Below are 25,088 nucleotides of genomic sequence, written 5' to 3' on the forward strand. Positions count from 1 at the left end.
GCCCCTGTGACCGATTGGAAGCTATACGATACCCATTACACCGAGCGCTATATGGGTCATCCGGACCGCAACGGCGAGGGTTACGATAAGGCGAGCGTGTTTCCCCATGTTGGCGGCTATCAGGGCGGGCTTTTGATGTATCACGGTATGGCCGACGATAATGTGCTGTTTGAAAACTCGACCCGGGTTTACAAGGCGCTGCAGGACGAAGGCAAGCTGTTCCGTATGGTGGATTACCCGGGCTCCAAGCACTCGATGCGCGGTGAGAAGGTGCGTACACATTTGTACCGCACTTTGGCCGATTTCCTCGATACTGAGCTCAAGCATTAAACCCGGTTTGATTGGGATATAAAAAGGCCTGTCGGTGACAGGCTTTTTTATTAAGTGTTTATAAATTTCAAAGATTAAGCTATTGGCTTATCGATAAAATTCAGCCAATAAAAAAGCCAATCCTAAGATTGGCTTTTTTATGTAAGGGTTAACCCTTATTCGTCCAGGTTACCGCAGAAGCGATAGCCTTCACCGTGGATGGTAGCGATGATTTCCGGCGTGTCCGGCTGGCTTTCAAAGTGCTTGCGGATACGACGGATAGTCACGTCTACGGTACGGTCGTGTGGCTTGAGTTCACGGCCGGTCATCTTCATCAGCAGATCGGCGCGGCTCAAAATTTTGCCTGGGTTTTCCACGAAGTGCAGCATGGCACGGAACTCGCTGCGTGGCAGTTTGTAAGATTCGCCGGATGGGCTGACCAGAGAGCGGCTGTTAATCTCCAGGCTCCAGTCGTTGAAGCGATAAACTTCAACGGCACTCTTTTCCTCAACTTCGGTGCCGGTGCTGTTAACGCGGGTCAGCAGGTTACGGGCACGAATTGTCAGCTCACGTGGGTTGAACGGCTTGGTAATATAATCGTCCGCGCCAATTTCAAGACCCAGGATCTTATCAACTTCGTTATCACGACCGGTCAGAAAGATAAGGCCGATGTTGTTGATTTCACGCAGTTCGCGTGCCAGCAACAGACCGTTTTTACCAGGCAGGTTGATATCCATCACCACCAGGTTGATTTTACTTTCCTGCAAGGCTTTATGCATTTCTGCGCCATCGTTGGCTTCAGTTACCACATATCCTTCAGCCTCGAAAATACTTCTCAAGGTGTTACGGGTAACGGCTTCATCTTCTACGATCAGAATGTGCGGATTTTGCATAGTTAAGTACCTAAATTAAATCAAATTCTTTGCCAACCGGAAATGCCGGTTTACTGTCGGTCAGGTTCTGCACGCCAGCAGGGCAGAAACTGTAAAACGCTGTGCTAAAGAGACGGCATATCATGCCAACATACTTTAGAGTCAGACTAAATACGTTCCATAAAAGGAATCAAAACTGTACTCACTTCGATAAACAATGCCTTGCTAAAGTTCCTCAGACATCATTTTTTTGCAAAGTATAAATGTTAAATTGAATATGGGTCACATTTCGTACAGTAGGTTAGCCAAGTCACTGACAATAACGAGGAAATTTGTAACAACCTGTATCAGATGTACGGCCAGATGTTTGGACGGCTAACGGGGCAGATTGTACTCGTTTTAGGCATTTGTTAACAATTGAAATGTTAACAAATGCGGCCTAACGACCGATTAATTATGATTAATATTTACTAAGTGCTTAAAAAATATATTTAATGTGTATTTTGTAAATGAGATCTCGCTCACACGACTAGGCAGAGTAAAAGAGTCTGCTAAACTGTATCGGGTTCTTTTGAATGATTCTCACCTTCATGAATAGTCATTTTGAACAGCTTTGGCAGCATTATCAGTCGACAGAATTTCTGTTGACTCAACAACTTTCTCTTTCTTCATCGTTCGCCATTGTCACGGCGCATAATCCCGAAGGTCAGATTTTGACATCCTGCCAGAATCGTCTGAGGGATAGAGCATTACTCAGGGACATTGAATCTTATGGTGTGCCCTACCGGGCCTTGGTAGGGGCCAGTAACGATCTTGCCCACATGGAAAAAAGTTGGGCGGTGTTTTTATCCAAAGCGGACAGTCTTGCGCTGGCGCGCCGTTATCAACAAAACGCCATCTACTATGTCATACAAGATCAGCTGGAATTATTGCCATGCGTGGCAGAAGCAACAGCTGTATCTCTGGGATCGTTCAGTAAACGGGTGCGTTTGGTGACCGAATTACCGGATTTAGGTCGTTAATCCCTGGCGTTGCTTATTAACAGTTTTGCCGGCTTTACTAATTTCGGATTGACTTGATTAGTCCTTTATTGCTACTTTTTTCATCCCTTCCAATGGAAGGCACAGAAGAGGAGCGTCAACTAGGTAGCAAGTTTGAGGAGTACCCACTCCAACGACGGCTTGTGAGGGAGATTGGCGCCGAGGCATGATTTTGCGGGGTAAGCACTTCATGTCGGTCGTTCAGGCTGAATCCTGACGATTGTCACCTGTAATTTGGTGGAGAGCTTCTGGTGACGATCGTTTTTCCCTCCTTTTGGGGTGCCGAATCTTTGCACCAGGCTCTTCGAACGAAGTCAGTTCGGAGCTTACACATGAAAACCCATATCAACCAATTTGCCGCTTTCGTCTACTCGCCGTCGACGGAGGTGTGCTGATGTCTCTTGTTGTTGCCAAGTTTGGTGGTACATCAGTTGCCGATTTTGAGGCAATGTCCCGCTGTGCCGATATAGTGCTGGCGAATGCCGCGACGCGGCTGGTGGTAGTCAGTGCCTCCAGTGGTGTGACTAACCTGCTGGTGGAACTCACTCAGGCTACCGTTACTGATGAGCGTCGGTTGCAGCTGCTCAAGCAAATTGCTCAAATCCAATACGCCATTTTAGACAAACTGAGTCGCCCACAGGATGTGGCTGCTGCGCTCGACAGTCTGCTATCGCGTATTTCCGTGCTGAGCGAGTCACTTATCCTTAATCGCAGCAAGGCGATTATGGATGAGCTCTTATCCATGGGCGAACAATGCTCGTCGCTGATTTTTGCTGCTGTGCTTCGCGAAAAAGGTGCCGGCAGTGTCAGCTTCGATGTCAGGCAAGTCCTGCGCACCGACAGCCACTTTGGCCGAGCTGAGCCACAGATTGAAGATATTGCTGAGCTGTCGCGCAACATTTTACGGCCGTTGCTGACAAGTCAGATTGTGGTGACTCAGGGCTTTATCGGTGCCAACGCTGAAGGGCAAACCACGACCCTGGGACGTGGTGGCAGTGACTATTCAGCCGCTTTGCTTGCCGAGGCGTTATGTGCTGATGCGGTGGAGATTTGGACCGATGTGGCCGGTATCTACACTACGGATCCCCGTCTTGCTCCCAACGCCAAACCCATTGCGGAAATCAGCTTCAACGAAGCGGCTGAAATGGCTACCTTCGGCGCCAAGGTATTGCATCCTGCCACCATATTACCTGCCGTTCGTCAGCAAATTCAGGTGTTTGTAGGTTCGAGTAAGGCACCAGAGAAGGGAGGCACCTGGATCCGTCATCAGGTTGATAATCCGCCTATTTATCGTGCGGTTGCGGTTCGCCGCGATCAGACACTGTTGAACCTGCATAGCCTGCAGATGCTGCATACCCGCGGCTTTTTGGCGGAAACCTTTGCCACTTTGGCGCGCCATAAGATTTCGGTCGACCTTATCACCACCTCGGAAGTGAACGTGTCGCTAACCCTGGACAAAACTGGTTCAGACTCCACCGGCAGTGGCCTTTTGAGTGAGGCGCTGCTGCAGGAGTTGTCGCAGCATTGCCGGGTGAGGGTTGAAGACAACTTGGCCTTGGTGGCCATTATCGGTAACCGTATCGCCAGCACACCGGGTATTTGCCGTCAGGTATTTACCGTGCTTGAGCCCCATAACGTGCGGATGATTTGTCAGGGTGCCAGCCCCCATAATCTGTGTGTATTGGTGGCTGAGAATGAGGCTGCACAGGTGGTTCGGGCGCTGCACGAAAATCTCTTTGAAGGTCATGCATATGCGTGTTGATAAGCATGAAGTTCGGGTGGGGGAACTCGCCGCTGGGCAGCCCCTGTCTTTACCTGTGTATCGCTTTAAGGGCAAGGGTGCTGGCCCGAGTGTTTACATTCAGGCCAACGTACACGGCGCCGAAGTGCAGGGTAACGCGGTAATTTATCAGCTGATGAAGCTGCTGGAACATTATGAGCTTTTGGGGGATATCCAATTAGTGCCTTTGGCGAACCCACTGGGTATTAACCAAAAAAGTGGCGAGTTTACTCTTGGGCGTTTTGACCCCATTACAGGTGTGAATTGGAACCGCGAGTATCTTGATCATGGCTTCAATATTGAGGTCTGGTATCAGGAACATGCTCATTTGGATGATAAGGCGCTGGTGATGGCGTTTCGCGCCACCTTGGTGGAAGAGTGCGCCCGTAAGCTTAATAATCCCTGGGGGGTGACCACGGGGCATCGGCTGGCGGTAACCTTGCAATCTATGGCTCACAGGGCGGATATAGTGCTGGATCTGCACACAGGGCCGAAATCCTGTAAGCATCTTTATTGTCCGGAATATGAGCGAGAGGCGGCGCAGTTTTTTTCCATTCCTTATACCTTGCTGATCCCAAACAGTTTTGGCGGTGCCATGGATGAGGCGGCCTTTGTCCCCTGGTGGACGCTGGCTGAGGTGGCGTCCAGCCATGGGCGTGAACTTGGGGTTAAGATCTCTGCTTTTACGCTGGAGCTTGGCAGTCAGGAGCGTATCGATTTGAATGATGCACTCGAAGATGCTGAGGGCATTCTGGCGTATCTGAGCCACCGTGGTGTGATTGCCGAAAAAGTGCTGCCCAAGCAGATGAAGCGTTATGGCTGCTTTCTGAAGAATTACCGCAAGTTTCATGCTCCAAAGGCTGGGATGGTGGAATATCTTGGACGGGTCGGTGAGCCAATGAAGGCGGGTGACGCCCTGGTGAAGCTGCTTAGACTCGATCTTTACGGTACCGGAGAGGAGTTGACATCGCTCCGGCTGCCCGAGGATGGGGTGCCAATATTGCATTTTGCCTCGGCATCCGTGCATCAGGGCACCGAGCTTTATAAAGTGATGACCAGGGTGTTTGAACTCTGAGTCAGCGAAACAAAAAAACACCGGATATAAGTCCGGTGTTTTTGTTTACAGCCCTTGTAAGCTTACGGCTTAACGGCCCGCACAATGGGGTTTTGCAGACTTATCAGTGTCTCAGTGGACTGAATTTCGGCAATGGATTGAATCCGATTAATCAGCACATGCTGCAGGCTATCGATAGACTGACACATTACCTTGACGAAGATACTGTAGTTGCCCGTGGTGTAATAGGCTTCCACCACTTCTTCCAGGGCATTCAGCTTAGCAATGGCGGCGGGGTAGTCGCCGGCACTCTTCAGATTGATGCCGATAAAGCAGCATACATCGTAGCCAAGCGCCTTTGGGTTGACGGTGATTTGGGCTCCGGTAACGATACCGGCCTGTTTCATCTTTTCCACCCGTACATGGATAGTGCCGGCACTGACACCAAAGCGCTTTGCAAGTTCAGCAAAGGGCGTGCGTGCGTCCGCCATCAGGGCTTCAAGGATTTGATTGTCCAATTGGTCGCGTTGAAATGATGTATCCACTGCGTACGGCTCTGCCTACTGAATGATTGAACAATAATTTACGGGTTTTAGTGTGAATTTGCCAGCGAAAAGGTGAGTTTACTGTTCACCGGTTGGTTCAGCAAATGGCACCTTTGCGGTGAATGTCAAGGGTTCGCCTGAGTAGGGATGAATAAAGCTGAGGCTGGCCGCATGTAGCAGCAGGCGATCTGCCAGAGACTTTGCCAGAGGATCGGCATAAAAGCCATCCCCTAGGATGGGGTGCCCAAGCGCCATCATATGCACCCTGAGCTGATGACTGCGGCCGGTGATGGGCGTGAGCTTAACCAGGGTGGAGCGTTTGCCGTAGCTGACAACTTCGACATGGGTAAGGGACGGTTTGCCGACAGCATGATCCACTTTTTGCCGTGGCCGATTGGGCCAGTCGCAAATTAATGGCAGGTCGACACTGGTGTTTTGCCGGACGTGGCCTGCAACCCGCGCATAGTAAATTTTGTTTGTCTCTCTATCCCGAAATTGGCGTTTCAGTTCCACTTCGGCACTTTTGCGAAGGGCGTACACCATAACGCCCGAGGTAGCCATATCCAGCCGGTGCACGACCTGGCTGTTGGGGTGCTCGGTCTTGATCCGTGACCAGGCGCTGTCATGGTGGATTGGATCTCTGCCCGGCACCGAGAGGAGACCGCTTGGCTTATTGATGACGATGATATCCCTGTCCTGGTGCAATATTTCCAGCCAGGGCTCGGTGGGGGGATTGTAAACAAAATCGTCCATCACAGGTCTCGGTACTCGTTTCGGGGCGCTAAAGATATCCAAGAGTGTACAGAGCGGCAAGTCTATTAATAGCAGAGATGCTTTCACTGCTTCCACTTGGCAATCAATATTGATTAAATACAGAAAGATAAATTAATAACAATAAAGCGAACGGCATGTTTAATAACAGCAGGTATCGCTTGGGTGACTACCTGATTGTTCCCGAGCGTTGTGTAGTGTCAAGAGATGGCATTGATACTAAGCTCGAACTGCGAGTGATGCAGGTGTTGGTCTGTTTGCTTGAGAGAGCCGGCCGCCCGGTAAGCAGGGACGAACTGATTAAGGTCGTGTGGCGTGGTGGGGTGGTATCTGATAATGCCATTAACAGGATTATTGCCCTTTTGAGAAATGCGCTGGGTGATGATGCCCGCAGTCAGAAAGTGATTAAAACCGTGCCCAAGGTCGGGTATGTAGTCGTTGCGGAGCTGGAAAAGATAGAGGAGACAGCGCCAAAGTTCCAAATTCCGCTTCAACAGGGTGAAAGTGCCTCAGAAAAGGTTTTGGGAGAAGGTCATTTCGGCCGGTTTCCTCCATCCGGCACAAACTCAGTTGATGCCTTGGTTAAAGAGGAGTCGACACTTAAGCTCAAAGGTAGCCTAAGGGGCCGCTTATTGGGATATGCCGCCGCGGGTCTTACTCTTTCGCTTTGTATTATAGGTGGCATCAGGTTTTTTACTCCTGAGCCTTCAGTTTCGAGCGCTGCTCTGATTAAAGATGCAATAGTTTCTTTGGAACCCCTGACTTCTCTGGAGGGGCAGGAAGTTGATCCGGTATTGTCTCCTGACGGTTCACACCTGGCATTTTCGTTTCGTTCTTTAAGCGACGAAAAATGGCAGGTTTTAATCCAGGATTTAAAGTCTGGCGTTGTGTCTCATATCGATGGCGGAAATCCCGGGAGTATGAGCAGCCGTTATCCGGCATGGAGTAGTGATGGTCGTCAGTTGGCCTATTTGCATTATGACGGTGTACAGCGATGTGAAATTGTGCTGAAAAATGTCATTTCAGATGAGTCGAGGGTGATTGCCAGTTGCGGTGCTGCAACACAGTCCAGCGCCCTGGCTTTCAGGGATAATCAGCTCCTTTTTATTGATTCAGAAGGTATAGAAGATTTCAAAAAAATCTACCGTCTGGATTTGGATACATTGCACAAGGAGCAGCTCAGTCAGCCTCATGTGTCTGGTCGGGGGGATCTGAGTTTTACGCTGTCACCTGATAATTCTCAGCTTGCAGTGTTACGTAATTCGGGATGGTCTGATACACAATTGATGTTGTTTACTTTTTCCTCCGGTGAGTGGCAAAGTTTGCATAAAGTAGGCTATCCGCTTCGAAGTGTTGCCTGGAGTAGTGATGGTAGAAGCCTGATATTTCGCGCTGAGGAAGGACAGCTTCATCAAATTGATTTAGGGTCGGGAGAGATCACTCGCCTGACCAAAATATTGCAGGAAATTAATTCACCCAAGTCGAATAATAACGGGCAGATTACGGCTGTTGTTGGTGAAATGGTGGAGGAAGAAATATGGCTCTGGGAGTCCCCCATGATAAAGCAATCGACTCCCAAACCCTGGATTTCCTCCAGCCGCAGAGATTACCGGGGAACCATTAGCCCCGATGGTGATAAAGTCGTATTTGTTTCCAACCGAACCGGCTTGCCGCAAATGTGGATTCGTTCAGTTGATGGGGTGGAACATAAATTGACTGATTTAAAGCGCTTTACTTATATCGATGAATTGTCTTTTTCGATGGATGGAAAGCGCGTTGCTGGTACATTAAACGGTGCCGCCTTTACGTTGGACTTAGCTGGTCAAGAGTTGGTCATGGTTCCGAAAAGAACTATGGTGAGAAATATTTCATTCGGTCTGGACTCGAATGAGTTGGTAATGTCGGAAGCATCAAGTGGTTCAAATAAAATCTTGCTTGTTGAAACAAGAACTGGTGATGTTAAAAGGATATTAAGCAAAGAGGGGTTTTCAGGTAAGTTTGATAAGTCAACAGGGAAGTTTTATTTTTCAAAAATGCACGAGCAGGGTATCTGGTGTTTGGAGGAGACAGGTGAGCGCTCATTAATGAAATATTTTACGCCGTACTTTTCTGGCGCATGGCATGTTGAAAATGACCATATTTGGTACTTGGCACAAGAAGGGGGTGATTACTATTTAGTTCGTTATAATGTGCGCAATGGTTTAACAGACAGAACTCATATAGATGCAAAAAACCTTTCCCTTCGCACTATGTCTATGACGGGCGATAAGAAAGTGTTGCTGTCCGTGCTGACAAGTTCAAATACGGATGTTGTTTTATTAAATTGACTTTTAAATCAGTTGGTTGCTGGTTACTCACTTTTCCGTCATGTTTTCATTATCGCCTAATTCTCATATTTGACTAATCTGATTCCAGCCAGTCGACTTGATTGCCCATAAAAAGACGCCTTACCCTGAGTCGCTTAATTTGTTGGTTTTATGGTCGCAAATAGCAATGGCGCATCTTGGTAATCGAGTTGACTGGCTTCAAATATTCATATTCAGCTTTATGCTTACTCTGCATCTGAAAATTGTCTGTATTTCAGTTCGGAATGGTCTGATTTTATTGCAGTCTAGTTGGTGAATTTAATTTGCTTTAGGATGGAATAATTGGAGAGTTTTGTAATGAATAAGCGATTTTTTAATAAGGTGCTTGCCGCCTCTGTATTTGCATCTGCTGCCGCCATGCCATTTTTCTTTATCAGTCAAGAGGCTGCAGTTCCAGAAGATGTGCCCAAGTTGGCGATCTGTGAACCATTTCCAGAATGTTATATTTACCGAGCGGATGAGGAGTCCCTTGTAAATAAAGCGCTTTAAGTGGAATTTATATATTTAGTCAGTGGTTTTCCAGTGATTGAATTCCCGCGAAATTATACGGAGTGTAGTAAATGTGGTCTGTCAGTCTATATATCGTGGGGGCGTTAAGTGGATTGTTCATAATCTACTACGTGTTTATAAATGTGGTTCTTGCGTCCGAAGAATCATGTTTGCTTGACCAACAGGACGACTAAATCTCCCTTTCCGCCAAAGTGGGCACCCTGGGCATCCTGGGTGCCGCTTTTATTACTTATCTATAAAGCTCTTTACAGGCCTGCATCCCTAAGATGCATGATAGCAAAAGTCCAAACTACAAATGCCAGTGCACCATGTACCAGGGCATAAAATCCCTGATCCAGTCGTTTAAGGCCTTGGGCATGCCAGATAAGCCAAAGATGGCACACCAGAATTAACGGGTACATCATTAACAGTGGATAATAAAATACCGGGCTGCCAAGTCCGGCGATGGCCCGTCCTAATATAGCCCAGACCGCTATAAGGGCTGTAACCAGAGGGGGCAGGGCATTTTTGTATTGTTCAGGGTATGGGAACATAGTTATTCCATTGGTTTTCGACATATTATCCCGGCTTTAAATGCCCCGTTTCCAGTAATAGGTTCAGGTACTTCTTCACCATAATACAGTTGATGCCACCCAGCAAAGACTGTTGTAAGCTCATTTTCCTCAAGCAGAAACGCGGGATTGCTGGGGCGGCCCAATTTGGCTTGTTGCCATGTAAAAGTCTGGTACACCAATATACCGCCCGGCTTAACCGTCTGTTTGATCAATGGCCACAAAGGTCGGTGCAGGTAGTTGAATACTAAAACCAAATCAAAACTGCCAAGACAGTTCACCTCGCCTGACTCCAAATCCTGCCGGATAATCGTTGCATTTGGATTGGTGGCGAATTCCGCTTCCAATGAAGCTGTGTGAATATCCAAAAAACTAACTCTGTGGCCACGTTGTAAAAACCATCGGCCATTTCGGCCCGTACCACAAGCTAAATCCAATACACATGATTCACTGTCATTACTCAGAACCGTCTCGAATCTACTGAGTAAAGCCGAATGTGGCAGAGTCATCCCTTAATTTCCCTGCGACTTTCGATGCGCCGCCGGTGCAACACGGAATAATGCCTCAGACCGGCAGGTCCATGAGAAACCACGACAGACAGCATGAGAATGATGACAAAAAGCGTGCTCTTATACTCCGGGAAAGGGATGAACAAGGCGAGAAGGAGGAGTTTCAATAAAGTTAACACACCTTTGAGCTGGATTAGCCAGCGCCAGTCCCGCAGGATTTCCCATCCCATTAAGGCGCAGCCACTGATCATGGCCATCGTCCAGAAGTGTTGCCATTCAGGTTTGGCAACCCCCAGAAGGACACCTCCGCCAACGCCACATATTCCCAGAAGATGCACGGCTCTCAGTCCGGTCTTTCCTATTCTCTGGAACCAAAATTGTTTTTCGGAGAGTTGCTTATCGGCCATGATGACTACTCGCATGGATAAAGAATTGCAGCATAACAGGCGGCGGCGCCGCTGAGGAGCTTTGGGTTTCCAATAATTAAAACCTGTGTTGCTTTTTAAAAGTAAAGTGTTGCCTGAACGATGTTTTTATAAGGGCGCTTGTGATCCTGTTCAATCAACGCAACAAAACATAGTGCTTCTCAGCAAATACTGATGATCGTCGATATGTTGCTAAGAAGAGTGTGACATCTCTTATAAAACTACCACTTTAGATAGTGCTACCATTTTGCCGGTAAGCAGCGTTTTACTCCTGAAATATTCTTCTTATAAGTGTAAAACGCGCCTAAAAAATACCTCTTAATATGTAGTAGTGGGAGAGCGCTTATGTTCACTGGAACGATGAAAAAATCCATGCTGGCTGCCATTATCTCTGCGGCCATGGCCGGCACTGCCTGGGCCAATGCAGATAATCTGGCTGATTTCCATGGTGATAATGGCTGCGATAGCTGTCACCAAACCGACAAGGGCCCAACCAACGATAACCTGACTCATGAAAATGCCCAGTGCGTCAGCTGTCACGGCGATCTGAAAGAAGTGGCCAGCGCAGAGCGCGAAGGCATAGTGTCTCCTCATCAGTCTCACCTCATTGGTGATATTGCTTGTACCAGCTGCCACAAAGGCCACGAAAAATCAGTGACCTACTGTGATGCTTGCCATAACTTCGGTTACGACATGCCTTTCGGTGGCAAGTGGGAACGCAAGTTCGTACCTGTGGATGCTGAAAAAGCCGCCCAGGACAAAGCCATTGCCGCTGGCCCACGTGAAAGTACCGATGTAGTTATCATCGGATCAGGTGGTGCAGGTCTGGCCGCGGCGGTTTCTGCCCGTGATGCCGGTGTAAAAGTGATTGTGCTTGAAAAAGAGCCGGTTCCAGGTGGTAACACCAAGCTGGCTGCCGGTGGTATGAACGCTGCCGAAACCAAGCCTCAGGCTAAGCTTGGCATCCAGGACAAGAAACAGATCATGATTGACGACACCATGAAAGGTGGCCGTAACATCAACAATCCTGAGCTGGTAAAAGTGCTGGCCAACAACTCTTCCGACTCCATTGATTGGCTCACCGCACTGGGTGCCGATATGAACGACGTGGGTCGTATGGGTGGCGCCAGCGTTAACCGCAGTCACCGTCCAACCGGTGGTGCCGGTGTGGGTGCCCACGTGGCGCAGGTACTGTGGGATGCCGCCGTAACCCGTGATGCGGATATCCGCCTTAACAGCCGTGTGGTACGCATTCTTGAAGATGGCAGCGGTAAGGTAACTGGCGTACTGGTTCAGGGCGCTTATACAGGTTATTACGTGATTAAGGCTGACGCCGTGGTGGTTGCCACCGGAGGCTTTGCCAAGAACAACGAGCGTGTGGCCAAGTACGATGCCAAACTTAAAGGTTTCAAGGCCACCAACCATCCGGGTGCCACCGGTGACGGTCTGGACGTGGCAACCCACGCAGGTGCCGACACTGTGGATCTGGAATACGTACAGGCTCACCCAACTTACAGCCCTGTGGGCGGCGTAATGGTAACCGAGGCCGTACGTGGTAACGGCGCTATTCTGGTAAACCGCGAAGGTAAACGTTTCGTCAACGAAATCACTACCCGCGATAAGGCCTCTGCAGCCATTCTGGCTCAGAAAGGCGAAAGTGCCTATCTGCTGTTCGATGATTCGGTGCGTAAGAGTCTGAGCAAAATCGAAGGCTACATCCACCTGAAGATTGTTAACGAAGGCAAGACGGTGAAAGAGCTGGCCGATAAACTGGCTATGCCTGCGGCCGAGCTGGAAAAAACCATCGCCAGCTACAATGGCTTTGTTAAATCCGGTAAAGATGAGCAGTTTGAGCGTGCCAACCTGCCACGTGAATTGGCCACCGCGCCTTACTATGCCATTGAAGTGGCTCCGGCGGTGCACCATACCATGGGCGGCGTGAAAATCGATACCAAGGCAGAAGTAGTCGGTAAAGATGGCAAGCTTATCGGCGGTATGTATGCAGCCGGTGAAGTGACCGGTGGCGTGCACGGTGCCAACCGTCTGGGTGGTAACGCCATCTCTGATATCGTGACCTTCGGTCGTATTGCCGGTGCTCAGGCGGCACAGTACGCTAAAGATCATTAATCTTTCTTAGCACTGAGGGGCATTCGATTGCCCAATGTCAGGCGGCCCTTACAGGGCCGCTTTTTTATTTGCTTTGTACGGCATAAGTGATTTGCTTCATCGTTCAGCCGACGACAGCAATGCGGAATTGGCTTACACTGCGGCCATTCACGCAATTCTCAGGACTTTCCCATGAAAATCGGATTCTTCAGCGCCAAACACTACGATATGCAGCACTTTGACCGGACCAATGTGGGCTTTGGTGCCCATATTGAGTACTTTGATTCACGGCTTTGTATGCAAACCGTGAAGTTGGCTTATGGTTTTGAAGTCATTTGTGCCTTCGTTAACGATGAGCTGTCGGCCGAGGTGCTCAATGAATTGAACGCCAATGGTACCCGGGTGATTGCCATGCGCTGCGCCGGTTTTAACAATGTGGACCTTGATGAAGCCAAACGCCTGGGAATGACAGTGGTGAACGTACCGGCTTATTCGCCTGAGTCTGTTGCCGAGCATACAGTCGCGCTGATGCTGACTCTTAACCGCAAGATCCATAAGGCCTATCAGCGTACCCGCGACGCTAACTTTTCCCTTGAGGGGTTGGTTGGCTTCAATATGCATGGCAAAACCGTGGGAATTATCGGAACCGGCAAAATAGGTCTGGCAACCATACGTATTCTGTTGGGGTTTGGCTGTAAGGTGCGTGCGTTTGACCCATACCCCAACCCGGCGGTTGAAGCGCTGGGTGTGCCTTATCTGAGCCTTGATGAGCTCTTCCCCTTATGTGATGTGGTGAGTCTGCATTGCCCACTCACCAAGGAGAACCACCACCTGTTGCGCGCCGATACCTTCGCCAAAATGAAGCCCGGTGCCATGGTTATCAATACCAGCCGGGGTGGCTTGCTCAATGCCATGGATGCCATGGAGGCGCTCAAAACCGGGCAAATTGGCGCACTTGGTTTGGATGTGTATGAAAACGAGAAGGAACTCTTCTTTGAAGATAAGTCCAACGAAGTGATCCAGGATGATGTATTCCGCCGGTTGTCGGCTTGCCATAACGTGGTGTTTACCGGCCACCAGGCGTTTTTAACCGAAGAGGCCTTGGGCGCTATTGCACATACGACCCTGAGTAATGTGAAGGTGGCTCTCAGTGGCGGGCGCAGCGGAAACGAACTTTTCTGAAATTCTGCGCTGACACAAGACCTTGGGCTTGCTAGATTGTTGGCAATCTCAAGCCCTGGAGGTCCTATGCGCGTCCTTAGCGAACTTTACACCCTCACCACATCAACGGGTCCGATGCAGACCCGAGTCTATCGTCCCGTGGCAGAAGGCAGCTTTCCTGCCATTATTTTTTATTCAGAAATTTTTCAGGAAACAGCTCCTATCAGCCGTATGGCAACTGTACTTGCCGGTCATGGTTTTGCGGTGCTGGTGCCGGAGATTTTTCACGAGCTGAATCCGGCCGGAACTGTGCTGGGTTATGATGATGTGGGCAAAGATAAGGGTAATAGCGACAAGGCCAGCAAACCGCTGGAAAGTCATGACAGCGACACAGTTGCCATGGTTGACTTTGCCCGCAGCCAGCCATGGTGCCGTGGCAAAGTAGGCGCCATGGGCGTTTGTATTGGCGGCCATCTGGCTTATCGTGCTGCGGTAAACCCCGACGTGGCGGCAGCTTTTTGTTTGTATGCTACCGATATTCACTCGGGCACTATTCCCAGTCAGGCGGGTAATGATTCACTGAGCCGCACTAAAGACATTCGTGGTGAGCTTTATATGGTGTTTGGCAAGCAGGATCCTCACGTGCCTGCCGAAGGCAGACGCCGTATTCAGCAAAACCTTGAGGACTGTAAAAGCCGTTATACCTGGCTTGAGGTGAATGGTGAGCATGCCTTTATGCGTGATGGCGATGCCCGTCATGACCCGGCTCTGGCGCTGGAGATGTACCAGAAGTCGATAGCCCTGTTTAAAAATACCCTTTGAGTCTGTATTGAAGAAAAACGCGGCCAAATAGCCGCGTTTTTTGTTTGGGCACAGAATGCTTTTTCGTGGTTTTCAGGACGCGCCTGGCGATGAGGGCGGCGACACAGACGCCCCCGATGATGGGTTGCTGCCTGCCGTGGTGGTAGTCGTTGCCGCCGCGGTCGGCGCATTCTCAGCCTTTTTCTCTTCTACCAGAGGCTGTACCGGGGCTTTGGGTTCATAAGCATCCGGATTCAAAAGCTTAATCACTGATTTTTGCAAAATCTGACTGTTGGGGTAGGTGATAAGGTTGCCATCGTCCCTTTTTATCAGCACATGGAACAGGGCGATTTCTTCGATAACGCCACGGATGTCCTCATCCTTGTCCACCACCTTGATGCGATCCCCAATACGGTAAGGGAATACGAAGAAAATCAGCACGCCGGCGGTAAGGTTACTCAGTATCGACCACTGAGCCACCAATGCCACCCCTAGCACCGCGAAGGCTGATGAGACAAACAGTGCCACATCGTGATAGCCCAGCCCCAAAGACACGGCCATCAGCGACAGGGTGATAAAAAACAGCACCGAAGTCAGAAAACGGGTCACCATGCTGGTACGGGCGGCACTGACCTGCTTTTTGTCCGCCAGCCGCTGCACCATGTACTTGAGGTTTCGTTGGATAAAAAAGAAAGCCACCAAATAAAAGCAGGCAAGAAGGATTTGATTTGTCATAAAATGCAGGCTCCGAAAATCCTTGGCACAAAGCATAGATTTTACTGACTGCTGCGGCCGATAGAGAAGTGCTTTTTGCTTGGAACTGCCAGAAATTGTCTGATTATAAACTGATTTACCAAAGCCAGGATGCCCATGGGCCTGTGCTGGTACTCGAAGGAGACGGCCTGCGGGTACTGTCGTTTGGTGACAACGATGAGCAGAGCAAGCTCGACATCCGAACCCCCCATATCCCCAAACATTCTTACGTACAGGTTATGTTGGAGTCTTTAATGTTTAAGTCTCCTCGCAGTGCCTTGGTGTTGGGCCTTGGCGGTGGCGCTCTGGTGCACGCTCTGCGCCATGCCGATGGGGCGCTGAAAATCAGTGCGGTGGAACTCAGACACGAAGTCATCGAGGTGGCCAAATGCTACTTTCAGTTGCCAGTAGGTAAAAAACTGCAGCTGTTTGAAGGGGATGCCAAAGTCTTTCTGGAATCGGCCGACCACAAGCGGGTCGATATTATTTTTGCCGATATTTATGGCGCACATGGGGTGGATGAGCAGCAGATGAGTCCGGACTTTATTGCCGGGGCGCTTCGACTGCTAAAGGCCGATGGCATGCTGGTGCTTAATTGCTGGAAGGAACACAGGAACAATTTGGCACTGCAGGCGCTGCTGAAACAGGAGTTTGCCGAGGTGTATGCCAGCCTTTCAAGCGGCGGCAACTGGGTGATTTTTGCATCAAGAGTGCCGGGCGTGCTGCGGGAAGAGGGTCTTAAACAGGCCCGGGCAGAGCTGTCCAACCGTCTTGGATTCACCGTTGGGCGGGCTTCCATGAGCTTTGGCCCTTGGGGTGGCTGAGGTTACGCACTGGTTGAGAATTGTAAGCCGGTGTTAAGGAGGGGCTTTACGGGTTAACCTCAAAATCCACCTTTGTTATGCTTGCGCGTCCCATAATAACAAGGTGTGAATCCCATGCTCAAAACCTCCAAATCCACACTGGCTGTGCTGTTTGCTTCTTTGCTGTCTATGCCTGCTCTGGCCGACAAAGTAAGTTTTTCCAATGAGTTGAATACTCAGGGCGAGACTCTGGTGCTGTTCAAAGTACAAAATACGCACTTCCCCGGCGCCCGGGTGCTGAGTGACGGCAGCCTGACTCACCTCGAGCGGGCCATGCAGGTTAATCAGTTCGATGGCGAAGAGGGAAAAATGCTGGAAGTGCTGGCGCCTGCCGGCAGTCAGCTTAACCGGATCCTGGTGATGGGGCTGGGTGATGGCAAGCTGACCGATGGTGAACTTAATAATCTGGGTGGCAAGCTCGCAGATAAGCTGGCAGCCCATAAAGACACCCGCATCACCCTGATTGCCGAGGGAACACCCAATGCAGCCAATCTGGCGGCTGAAGTGGCCCATGGTGCCAAGCTGAAGGGTTATGAGTTCGGCCGTTATGTAAGTAAAGAAGCGAGTGAGCGTGAGTTGCGCTTTGCGCTGACCGAAGCCAAGGCCGCCAGTGCTGAGTTTGCCCGTCTGTCGGCAGTTGAAGCTGGTGTCGCGCTTGCCCGGGATCTGGTGAATACCCCGGCCGGGGATATGACGCCGGAAGACTTCGCCATCGAGGCCAAAAAGCTGAAATCGCTTGGCGTTAAGATTAGCGTTATTGAACCTAAGGGTATTCAGAAACTGGGCATGGGTGCGCTGATGGGGGTGGGTAAGGGCAGTCTGCGAGGACCCCGCCTGGTGGTGGCCCACTGGGAAGGCGCTAACGGTGCGCCCATCGCCATGGTCGGAAAGGGCATCACCTTTGATTCGGGTGGCTATAACATCAAGGCGTCCGGTGGCTCGATGTCGCACATGAAATCCGATATGGCTGGCGCCGCAGCTATTTTGGGCACAGTGAAAGCCATGGCGATGCAAAAGGCAAGGGTGAATCTGGTGGCGGTGCTGCCACTGGCAGAGAACATGGTTTCCGGTGATGCATTGCGCCCCGGCGATGTGGTGCGTACGGCTGAGGGCCTGAGTGTGGAAGTGATGAACACTGATGCCGAGGGGCGTCTCATTCTGGCCGATGGCATGTGGTATGCCCGCACCCAGTATCAGCCCAGACTGATGATAGATGTGGCTACCCTGACCGGCTCCAAAGTGCGTGCCCTTGGCCGTGAGTATGCGGGTCTGTTCAGTGATGATGAAAGCCTGATTGCGGGTCTGACGGCTTCCGGCGCCGCCGTGGGTGAAAAGCTCTGGCGCTTGCCGCTGGATAAAGCCTATGGCGATGAACTCAAGTCAAGTATTGCCGATCTGAAAAACACCGGCGCCGAAGGCAGTGCGGGCGCATCCTCTGCCGCTATGTTCCTGCAGCGTTTTGCCGGAGAGCAGCCCTGGGCTCATATCGACATCGCAGGTAATGCTTTGTCTTCCTCAGAAAAACCGCTGAGTCCGGCCGGTGCCACAGGCTTTGGCGTGCGTTTACTGAGCCACTGGTTGACCGGGCAAGCCGGCAACTGAGGCCGCAATCGCTAATCATTAAAAAAGGGAAAACCAGGGTTTTCCCTTTTTTTTTGATTGGTTCAAATAAAAAATCGATTAAGGTGATAGTTTTTATCCGTTATCAATGATTGAAGTCCTTGGCTAATATGCTCTCCATCGACGGGGCGCAAGCCAAGTTGCCCTGACAAATTCACTGAACCAAGCGTTTGTTTACCAAGGAGCAAAACATGACTCAATCCATCATCAACAGCACCATCAAGCCATTCAAAGCCACTGCTTTCCACAAGGGCGAATTCGTGCCTGTGACCGAGCAGGATCTGCTGGGCAAGTGGTCTGTGGTGTTCTTCTACCCAGCCGATTTCACCTTCGTATGTCCAACTGAACTGGGCGACATGGCTGACCACTACGCCAAGCTGCAGTCCATGGGCGTTGAAGTGTACTCAGTGTCTACCGACACCCACTTCACCCACAAGGCATGGCACGACACTTCTGACACCATCAACAAGATTGAATTCCCGATGGTGGCCGACCCAACCGGCATCATCAGCCGCAACTTTGGCGTGATGATCGAGGAAGAAGGCCTGGCTCTGCGTGGCACCTTCGTTATCAACCCAGAAGGTCAGGTAAAAGTAGCTGAAATCCACGACCTGGGTATTGGTCGCAGCGCCAGCGAGTTGGTTCGTAAAATCCAGGCTGCTCAGTACGTTGCTACCCACGACGGCGAAGTATGCCCAGCCAAGTGGCAGCCAGGCGATGAAACTCTGGCTCCTTCACTGGACCTGGTTGGTAAAATCTAAGCCCTAAACCGCGTCAACCCTTGCTCCGGGCCACCCCCTGATTTGGCCCGGAGCTTTTCTCCCCAATTTCTTTGCTTGCATCTGGAGCCACTATGTTAAATGCGGATTTGAAACAGCAGCTTAAGACTTATCTGCAAAATTTACGGCAGCACGTCAGACTCGTGGTGTCTGCCGATGACAGCAAAAAGTCACAGGAGTTGCTCGACCTGGCCAACGACATCGCTTCCTTGTCTGCGTTGGTTTCAGTGACCAGGGCCAGGCTCGAGCGCACCCCTGCCATGCAGGTCACCAACGACCAGGGGACTGACATTCGCTTTGCCGGTCTGCCCATGGGCCATGAATTCACCTCGCTGGTGCTGGCGCTGCTGCACACAGGCGGTCATCCTCTGAAACTGGATGCCGAGGTGGTTGAGCAGATAAAAGCCCTGCCGGCTGAGCTTAAGTTTGAGACTTTTGTGTCTTTGACCTGTCAAAACTGCCCCGATGTGGTGCAGGCGCTGAATATGATGGCCGCCCTTAACCCCAAGGTCAGCAACACCATGGTGGATGGCGCCCTATTCCAGGACGAAGTGGAATCACGGCAGATCATGGCGGTGCCATCGGTTTACCTCAATGGTGAACTCTTTGCCCAGGGCCGTATCAGCCTGAAAGAAATTCTGGCCAAGGTTGATACCCAGGCCAGTGCCCGCGAAGCCGAGGCTCTGACGCAAAAAGCGCCTTTCGAGGTGTTGATTGTGGGCGCAGGCCCTGCCGGTGCCTCAGCCGCTATCTACTCTGCCCGTAAAGGTCTGAGCACAGGCTTGGTTGCCGATCGCTTTGGTGGTCAGGTCACCGAAACTGTGGGTATCGAGAACTTTATTTCGGTGAAAGCCACCGAAGGCCCCAAGCTGGTGGCAAGCCTTGAAGCCCACGTTCGTGACTACGAAGTGGATATCATGGAAAGCCAGAAAGCGGTGCGTCTGAGTCAGTCTGCCGATGGCAATGGCCTGTATCAGGTTGAGCTGGCAAGCGGCGCGACGCTGGAAGGCAAAACCGTATTGCTGGCCACCGGTGCCCGTTGGCGCGAAATGAATGTGCCCGGCGAGAAAGAATACCGTGGCCGCGGTGTGGCTTACTGCCCTCATTGCGATGGCCCGCTGTTTAAGGGTAAGCGCGTAGCCGTGATTGGTGGTGGTAACTCAGGCATTGAAGCGGCCATCGATTTGGCCAATATCGTGGAACACGTGACTGTGCTTGAGTTTGACAGCAAGCTGCGCGCCGACGAAGTGCTGGTTCGCAAGGCGCGCTCCATGGGTAATATTGATATCATCACCCAGGCGCAAACCACCGAAGTGACCGGTGATGGCAACAAGGTGACCGGTTTGGTGTATACCGACCGCCGCAGCGGTGATAGTCACAGCGTGGAACTGGCCGGGATTTTTGTGCAAATTGGTCTGGTGCCAAACACCGAGTGGCTCAAGGGCACACTGGAGCTGACTCCCCGCGGCGAAATTATCGTGGATGAGCGCGGCCAGACTTCACTGCCGGGCGTGTTTGCCGCAGGTGATGTAACCAACTCGGCCTACAAGCAAATCATCATTGCCATGGGCAGCGGTGCAACGGCAAGCCTTGGCGCCTTTGATTACCTTATCCGTCACGGTGAGCAGGCTTCAACCCAGGCCGCCTGATGCGCCCCGTCCATGTTCTGTTAACAAGCCGGCTTATGCCGGCTTTTTTTCATTGCCACTGGTACAGGCGAGTTCAGTTGTTAGTGCTATATTGTGGTTTATCGATTTGAAAAAAAGGAACTTCAGGGGATAAAGACGCCCGCTCCTTTAATGACGCCCTTGAAGATGAAACTCAGCAATACCTGCTGCGTGGCATGCTTTGGCTGAGCCTTTCCAGCTTACTGTTACAAATGGTGGTTGTGCTCAGTTATGTCATAAGTCCGGTCGACAAGATGGATGTTAAGCGATTGATTTTGCTATTTTTGCCATTTACGGCGCTTAATATACTGTACGTCAATTTATATTTTCGAAAGTTCAGAGTTATTGGTGCACGGGAGTGGGTCTGGGGTCATATTGTTGCCATAGTGCTGTGCTGGCTGGTCATCATGTCTGAAATGATGACAACGAATGAAAATATGCTGCAAGTCGTGGAAACCCTCTGTGACATCATTGCAATTTTGCTCGCTATTGCTCTTTTTCCCAGCCTGAAACTGATGTTTTTCAGCATAGTGCCAGTTTTAGCGTTTACCGCTTACAGCCGCTATCAGGTGAGCCCGGACACGTTATTTTTCAACATCATGCGTGTTATTTGTTTGTTGATGCTGCTTTTCAGTGGGCGGCAGGTGATCTATCGCTGGTTTAAAATGGCCGTGCGGCGAGATGTGGAAAAACATAGATTACTCAAACATTTTCGACGTATGGCGCTTGTGGACGGGCTAACAGGCCTCAGTAACCGTCGTCACTTCGATGAAATCCTCGGACAGGAAGTTCGTGCAGCCACCCGCACAGGCCATTCTCTGTGCCTTATTCTGATGGATATAGACTTTTTTAAACGTCTTAACGATTCTCTTGGTCATCAGGGGGGAGATGAGTGCCTGAAAAAGATGGGAGAGCTGTTGTCCGGCGCCGCCAGTAGGCCGCGGGATTTGGCGGTCCGCTATGGTGGTGAAGAGTTTGCTTTGCTGCTACCAGAGACCAGTCTTGCCGGTGCAAAAGATATCGCCGGCAAGGTGGCTGAGCTGCTGGCAGAGGCTCGGATTGCTCACCCCGATTCCGCCATAGGTAACTGCGTGACAGTCTCTCAAGGATTGGTGAAATGGCAGGCGGGAATGGACAGTGCTGACTTATTGGCAGCAGCCGATGGTGCACTTTATGAGGCCAAGGAATTGGGCCGGAATCAATTCAGGGTTGCGAGCATCTCAGCAGAGTCATCCACACCTTAGACAACACCCTGCGGTGGTTGTTCAAAAAAATAGCCTGAAAGTTTGCCTATTTGTTGCCGTGTCCTAGGCTTAAAGTCGGATACACCTGACAAATAAAGGGTTTTGTATGAAACACAAGCTGGCAATCTGCCTCGGCGCGCTGATGGTGAGTGGGATGGCGTCGGCTGAGGTCAATATTTCAGGGTTTGCCTCCATTGTTGGAGGTCAGGTATTGGAAGGCAGTGGGGTGGAGGAGTTTGGGTTGGAGCCAACTTTTCTCGCCGATTATCCGCTGGTGGGGGCCTATACCGAAGAAATCAGTTTCGAGCCCGATACGCTGTTTGGCATACAGATATCGGCTGATCTGATGGACGGATTGTCGGCTACTGCCCAAATAGTGTCGCGGGGAGCCAATAACTTCTCTGCAGATTTCGAATGGGCTTACCTTTCATATGAACTTAACGAGCATTGGACTGTGCAGGCAGGTAAAAAGCGTTTGCCGCTGTACTACTACAGTGACTTTTTCGATGTGGGCTATGCCTATCCCTGGATCCGTCCGCCCGCAGATAACTATACCTGGCAGATTTTCAACTACACAGGTGTCAGTGCGCTTTATAACTATCTGATAGGCGACTGGACACTGACAGGTCAGGTGTATTTTGGCCGTGAGGATGATGAACCCAATAAGCTGTTGTCTGAATTCTTTTTCGGTGACTCTACCCGGGAAATCTGGAAAGACATAGCCGGTGTTGTGGCACAGTTGAATTATGAGTGGCTCGATATTCGCTTGACTCACATGCAGTATACCAACGAGCGTTACATAGGTGGTGAACAGGTGGAGTGGGATGGCCAGACTGAGCGGGACGGCAAGTTCTATGGTTTGTCGGTTAACGTTGACTGGAATAACCTGGTGGTACTTACCGAGATGAATCGCCTTACATTACAAGATTCTGATTTGGATACTTATCTTGTAACTGTTGGCTATCGTATCAAAGATTTTATGCCCTTCGTTTCTTATTCTGACTTTGATGATGGCAGCGAAATCCATAACACCACCTCGGTAGGGCTGAGATGGGACTTCCATCCATCTGCCGCATTTAAAATCCAGTATGATGATGTGGAAGATAATGGCACCGGTGCTGGCACAGAGGACTCCTGGCGCGTGGCTGGGGATTCCAAGTCCATCAGCCTGGGCGTAGACCTGGTATTTTAGGAGAGAGCCATGAAAAAATTAATTTACTCAATCCTACTGTGTCTGTGCTCCATGCAGGCCTGGGCTGGTGTGGCTGTAATAGTTCACCCCAGCAATGGCGACAGTATTGATAAAAAAGCCATTGAGAATATTTATCTTGGCAAAACCAAATCCTTTCCTGGTGGAAGCCAGGCGGTTCCGGTAAATCTGGAAGGTGGGCCGGTGAGAGAGGCGTTTGATTCAAATGTGCTCGGGAAGTCATCAAGTCAGCTTAAGTCATATTGGTCACAAAAGGTGTTTACCGGCAAAGGAACACCACCGAAGGAAGTTACCACCCCCGATGAGGTTATAGGGCTGGTATCGTCAAACCCCAATATAATTGGCTATATTGATAGTAGTCAGGTAAATGGCTCGGTAAAAGTGGTGGCCGAGTTCTAACTGCCGGTGCCGGTTTACGCCGGCACCCCTCTTAAGGGGCTGCTTATGTCTTGGTTCAACAACCTTTCTATTTTCAAAAAAGTCGGGGTGATTTTTGTTCTCTCCGTGGCCATATTTATGGTCAACCTCGGCATCAGCATTGTTTCCATCAGTAAAAACCGTGCCACGCTCGATTTCATGGAAGATAAAATCTATCAGCGGGTTGAGCTCGCGAATCAAAATGTCATGTTGGTTCAGCGGTTGGAGGAAATTTATACCCAGGCGGTGTCTTTTGCCGATGAGGATCTGCTGGAGCAGGCTGCTACGCTGCATGAAAACCTCGCTACCAATCTTAAATTGCTGCAAGAAAGCGATAAGGCAGAAGCTGAACAGTTAAAGGAAATGCTGTCTGATTTGAGTCGCTACAATGGTATGACTTTTGACCTGGCAAAGAGCATGCTCGATGGCACCGCCGATATGGCTAATATAGGCGCTATCAGCCAGAAAAAGACCGCAGCATATGAGGCTGTGCTCGGTAAAATTCAGGCATACAAACAGGCAAAAGTGGCTGAATTTAAAAACACCATCAAAGAAGCTGGAGATCGCTCCGAAAACAGCCTCTGGATGACTATGGTGGTTGGGGTTGCTTTACTGCTGCTCATGGCTATCGTCACTATTTCCATTGCCAGAGCCATCAGCCATAGTGCCAAGGATGTGGCTCGTTCGCTGGGGGAGTTGGCAGATGGTAAAGGAGATTTGACTCACCAATTGCCTGTCGGTAATAAAGATGAGCTGGGCCAGGTATCCAATAATTTTAATCGTTTCCTCGGTCTTCTTGCTGAGTCAATACAGCGGGTTGTGAATGTGACCGCCCCCTTGCTGGACAGTGCACATGCCCTGAAAGACAAGATGGATGTGGCTACCGGCGCTACAGAGCGTCAGAGCCGGGATGCCCAGGCGGTGCAGGCGGCAATGGAAGAGATGCGTCATTCGGTAACGGATATATCCCACAATGCGGATCAGGCTGCAGAAGCTGCGCAAATAGCAGAGCGTGAAGCCATGGAAGGGATGTCAGTGGTGCAACGTACCATGGATATTTCCCAGGAACTCAACTCTGAAATTGAAGTTGCATCAAATGCGATTAATGAACTTGCGAAAGATACTGAGAGTGTAGGTTCAATTCTCAATGTGATCACCTCCATTGCCGAGCAGACCAATCTGTTGGCGCTCAATGCTGCCATTGAAGCTGCACGTGCCGGTGAGCAGGGCAGAGGGTTTGCGGTGGTGGCCGATGAAGTTCGGGCGTTAGCATCCAAAACCGCTGATGCCACCAAGGAAATAAGGGAAGTGCTTTCCAGACTCAAAGGTGCTGCGGAGTCTTCGGTAAACACTATGACGGTGGCTATGTCCAAGTCGTCAGAGAACGAGGAACACGCCCAGAAAACCGGCCAGGCGTTAAAGACTATTCAGGAGCAGATTGTCAGTATCAATGCCATGAACACCCATATTGCCAAGGCAACGGATGAGCAATCGCAAGTCGCATCTCAAGTGGTAGATAGTGTGGTAGATATGAATGCATCTTTCGAGCAAACATTGATCATACTTAATCAGGTTCATGAAGTTTCTTCCAACTTGTCCGATTTTGCAGAAGAGCTGCAAAGCGCTACATCTCAATTCAAGCTTTAATTTCTCTCCCTAGGAACTCAGGGATGAGTTCTGCTTTTCCTCGAAAATCGGTGTTTTAACCCAGGTGCTGTCTGCACATATTGGGTTC

General features: G+C 50.3%; 24 protein-coding genes and 1 riboswitch. Of the genes, 17 read left to right on the forward strand and 7 right to left on the reverse strand.

Annotation, left to right across the window (positions count from 1 at the left end):
- Positions 1-330: prolyl oligopeptidase family serine peptidase (locus ABYK60_RS07695; RefSeq protein WP_372871391.1), on the forward strand; the 330-nt coding region annotated here is incomplete at its 5' end.
- Between the two features lie 155 nt (positions 331-485).
- Here the strand turns inward: ABYK60_RS07695 and arcA are convergent.
- Complete coding sequence (gene arcA / locus ABYK60_RS07700) at positions 486-1,202, reverse strand: two-component system response regulator ArcA (RefSeq protein ID WP_372871392.1); 717 nt, start codon at positions 1,200-1,202, stop codon at positions 486-488.
- Between the two features lie 554 nt (positions 1,203-1,756).
- Here arcA and ABYK60_RS07705 point away from each other — a divergent pair.
- From ABYK60_RS07705 to ABYK60_RS07715, 3 genes are all read left to right on the forward strand, one after another.
- Positions 1,757-2,203 (forward strand): DUF3293 domain-containing protein, encoded by a 447-nt coding sequence (locus tag ABYK60_RS07705; protein ID WP_372871393.1) that lies wholly within the window; start codon positions 1,757-1,759, stop codon positions 2,201-2,203.
- 97 nt (positions 2,204-2,300) lie between these two features.
- A riboswitch (Lysine riboswitch) is annotated at positions 2,301-2,477 on the forward strand.
- A 138-nt stretch (positions 2,478-2,615) separates the two neighbouring features.
- The gene (lysC, locus tag ABYK60_RS07710) at positions 2,616-3,983 is read left to right on the forward strand and encodes a lysine-sensitive aspartokinase 3 (RefSeq protein ID WP_372871394.1); all 1,368 of its coding nucleotides are present in this window, start codon (positions 2,616-2,618) and stop codon (positions 3,981-3,983) included.
- Positions 3,973-5,076 carry a succinylglutamate desuccinylase/aspartoacylase family protein gene (locus tag ABYK60_RS07715; RefSeq protein ID WP_372871395.1) on the forward strand — a complete coding sequence of 368 codons (1,104 nt, stop codon included), beginning with the start codon at positions 3,973-3,975 and terminating at the stop codon, positions 5,074-5,076. Before lysC ends, ABYK60_RS07715 begins: the two co-directional genes overlap by 11 nt.
- 62 nt (positions 5,077-5,138) lie before the next feature.
- Here the strand turns inward: ABYK60_RS07715 and asnC are convergent, their stop codons facing one another.
- Together asnC and rluA are read right to left on the reverse strand one after the other, a co-directional pair.
- Entirely contained in the window at positions 5,139-5,600 is a 462-nt protein-coding gene (gene asnC / locus ABYK60_RS07720) for a transcriptional regulator AsnC (protein WP_372871396.1), read from the reverse strand.
- Positions 5,601-5,678: 78 nt separating this feature from the next.
- Entirely contained in the window at positions 5,679-6,353 is a 675-nt protein-coding gene (gene rluA, locus ABYK60_RS07725; RefSeq protein ID WP_372871397.1) for a bifunctional tRNA pseudouridine(32) synthase/23S rRNA pseudouridine(746) synthase RluA, read from the reverse strand.
- A gap of 155 nt (positions 6,354-6,508) precedes the next feature.
- Between rluA and ABYK60_RS07730 the strand changes: the two genes are divergently transcribed.
- Together ABYK60_RS07730 and ABYK60_RS07735 are read left to right on the forward strand one after the other, a co-directional pair.
- Positions 6,509-8,698 carry a winged helix-turn-helix domain-containing protein gene (locus tag ABYK60_RS07730; RefSeq protein WP_372871398.1) on the forward strand — a complete coding sequence of 730 codons (2,190 nt, stop codon included), beginning with the start codon at positions 6,509-6,511 and terminating at the stop codon, positions 8,696-8,698.
- A gap of 336 nt (positions 8,699-9,034) precedes the next feature.
- Positions 9,035-9,226 (forward strand): hypothetical protein, encoded by a 192-nt coding sequence (locus tag ABYK60_RS07735; protein ID WP_372871399.1) that lies wholly within the window; start codon positions 9,035-9,037, stop codon positions 9,224-9,226.
- A 266-nt stretch (positions 9,227-9,492) separates the two neighbouring features.
- On the opposite strand, the gene ABYK60_RS07740 is transcribed toward ABYK60_RS07735, so the two are convergent.
- The 3 genes from ABYK60_RS07740 to ABYK60_RS07750 are packed head-to-tail and all read right to left on the reverse strand — an operon-like array spanning position 9,493 to position 10,714.
- Complete coding sequence (locus ABYK60_RS07740) at positions 9,493-9,780, reverse strand: hypothetical protein (protein WP_372871400.1); 288 nt, start codon at positions 9,778-9,780, stop codon at positions 9,493-9,495.
- A gap of 2 nt (positions 9,781-9,782) precedes the next feature.
- Positions 9,783-10,307, reverse strand: a complete 525-nt coding sequence (locus ABYK60_RS07745) for a class I SAM-dependent methyltransferase (RefSeq protein ID WP_372871401.1) — start codon at positions 10,305-10,307, stop codon at positions 9,783-9,785.
- Positions 10,304-10,714 (reverse strand): hypothetical protein, encoded by a 411-nt coding sequence (locus ABYK60_RS07750; protein ID WP_372871402.1) that lies wholly within the window; start codon positions 10,712-10,714, stop codon positions 10,304-10,306. Before ABYK60_RS07750 ends, ABYK60_RS07745 begins: the two co-directional genes overlap by 4 nt.
- A 363-nt stretch (positions 10,715-11,077) precedes the next feature.
- Between ABYK60_RS07750 and fccA the strand changes: the two genes are divergently transcribed.
- The 3 genes from fccA to ABYK60_RS07765 all read left to right on the forward strand — a co-directional run bounded on the left by fccA (position 11,078) and on the right by ABYK60_RS07765 (position 14,821).
- Positions 11,078-12,859: a fumarate reductase flavoprotein subunit FccA gene (gene fccA, locus ABYK60_RS07755; protein ID WP_372871403.1), complete on the forward strand. Its 1,782-nt coding sequence runs from the start codon at positions 11,078-11,080 to the stop codon at positions 12,857-12,859.
- A gap of 171 nt (positions 12,860-13,030) precedes the next feature.
- Positions 13,031-14,020 (forward strand): 2-hydroxyacid dehydrogenase, encoded by a 990-nt coding sequence (locus ABYK60_RS07760; protein ID WP_372871404.1) that lies wholly within the window; start codon positions 13,031-13,033, stop codon positions 14,018-14,020.
- Positions 14,021-14,086: 66 nt separating this feature from the next.
- Positions 14,087-14,821 (forward strand): dienelactone hydrolase family protein, encoded by a 735-nt coding sequence (locus tag ABYK60_RS07765; RefSeq protein ID WP_372871405.1) that lies wholly within the window; start codon positions 14,087-14,089, stop codon positions 14,819-14,821.
- A 72-nt stretch (positions 14,822-14,893) separates the two neighbouring features.
- Here the strand turns inward: ABYK60_RS07765 and ABYK60_RS07770 are convergent, their stop codons facing one another.
- Positions 14,894-15,535 carry a mechanosensitive ion channel family protein gene (locus ABYK60_RS07770; protein ID WP_372871406.1) on the reverse strand — a complete coding sequence of 214 codons (642 nt, stop codon included), beginning with the start codon at positions 15,533-15,535 and terminating at the stop codon, positions 14,894-14,896.
- Positions 15,536-15,630: 95 nt separating this feature from the next.
- Between ABYK60_RS07770 and ABYK60_RS07775 the strand changes: the two genes are divergently transcribed.
- The 8 genes from ABYK60_RS07775 (at position 15,631) to ABYK60_RS07810 (ending at position 25,000) form a co-directional block, all read left to right on the forward strand.
- The gene (locus ABYK60_RS07775) at positions 15,631-16,377 is read left to right on the forward strand and encodes a fused MFS/spermidine synthase (protein ID WP_372871407.1); all 747 of its coding nucleotides are present in this window, start codon (positions 15,631-15,633) and stop codon (positions 16,375-16,377) included.
- A gap of 114 nt (positions 16,378-16,491) precedes the next feature.
- On the forward strand, positions 16,492-18,018 hold the full coding sequence (locus ABYK60_RS07780; RefSeq protein WP_372871408.1) for a leucyl aminopeptidase: 1,527 nt from the start codon (positions 16,492-16,494) through the stop codon (positions 18,016-18,018).
- 209 nt (positions 18,019-18,227) lie between these two features.
- Positions 18,228-18,797, forward strand: a complete 570-nt coding sequence (ahpC, locus tag ABYK60_RS07785; RefSeq protein WP_011758735.1) for an alkyl hydroperoxide reductase subunit C — start codon at positions 18,228-18,230, stop codon at positions 18,795-18,797.
- Between the two features lie 92 nt (positions 18,798-18,889).
- A complete protein-coding gene (ahpF, locus tag ABYK60_RS07790) occupies positions 18,890-20,464 on the forward strand; it encodes an alkyl hydroperoxide reductase subunit F (protein ID WP_372871409.1) in 1,575 nt (524 codons plus the stop codon).
- Positions 20,465-20,658: 194 nt separating this feature from the next.
- Entirely contained in the window at positions 20,659-21,726 is a 1,068-nt protein-coding gene (locus ABYK60_RS07795; protein ID WP_372871410.1) for a membrane-associated sensor domain-containing protein, read from the forward strand.
- 106 nt (positions 21,727-21,832) lie between these two features.
- The gene (locus tag ABYK60_RS07800; RefSeq protein WP_372871411.1) at positions 21,833-22,918 is read left to right on the forward strand and encodes a porin; all 1,086 of its coding nucleotides are present in this window, start codon (positions 21,833-21,835) and stop codon (positions 22,916-22,918) included.
- A gap of 9 nt (positions 22,919-22,927) precedes the next feature.
- Positions 22,928-23,335: a phosphate ABC transporter substrate-binding protein gene (locus tag ABYK60_RS07805; protein ID WP_372871412.1), complete on the forward strand. Its 408-nt coding sequence runs from the start codon at positions 22,928-22,930 to the stop codon at positions 23,333-23,335.
- Positions 23,336-23,380: 45 nt separating this feature from the next.
- A complete protein-coding gene (locus ABYK60_RS07810) occupies positions 23,381-25,000 on the forward strand; it encodes a methyl-accepting chemotaxis protein (RefSeq protein ID WP_372871413.1) in 1,620 nt (539 codons plus the stop codon).
- Positions 25,001-25,088 lie beyond the last annotated feature (88 nt).

Origin of the sequence: Shewanella sp. (assembly GCF_041630135.1) — a bacterium.
Taxonomy (GTDB): domain Bacteria; phylum Pseudomonadota; class Gammaproteobacteria; order Enterobacterales; family Shewanellaceae; genus Shewanella.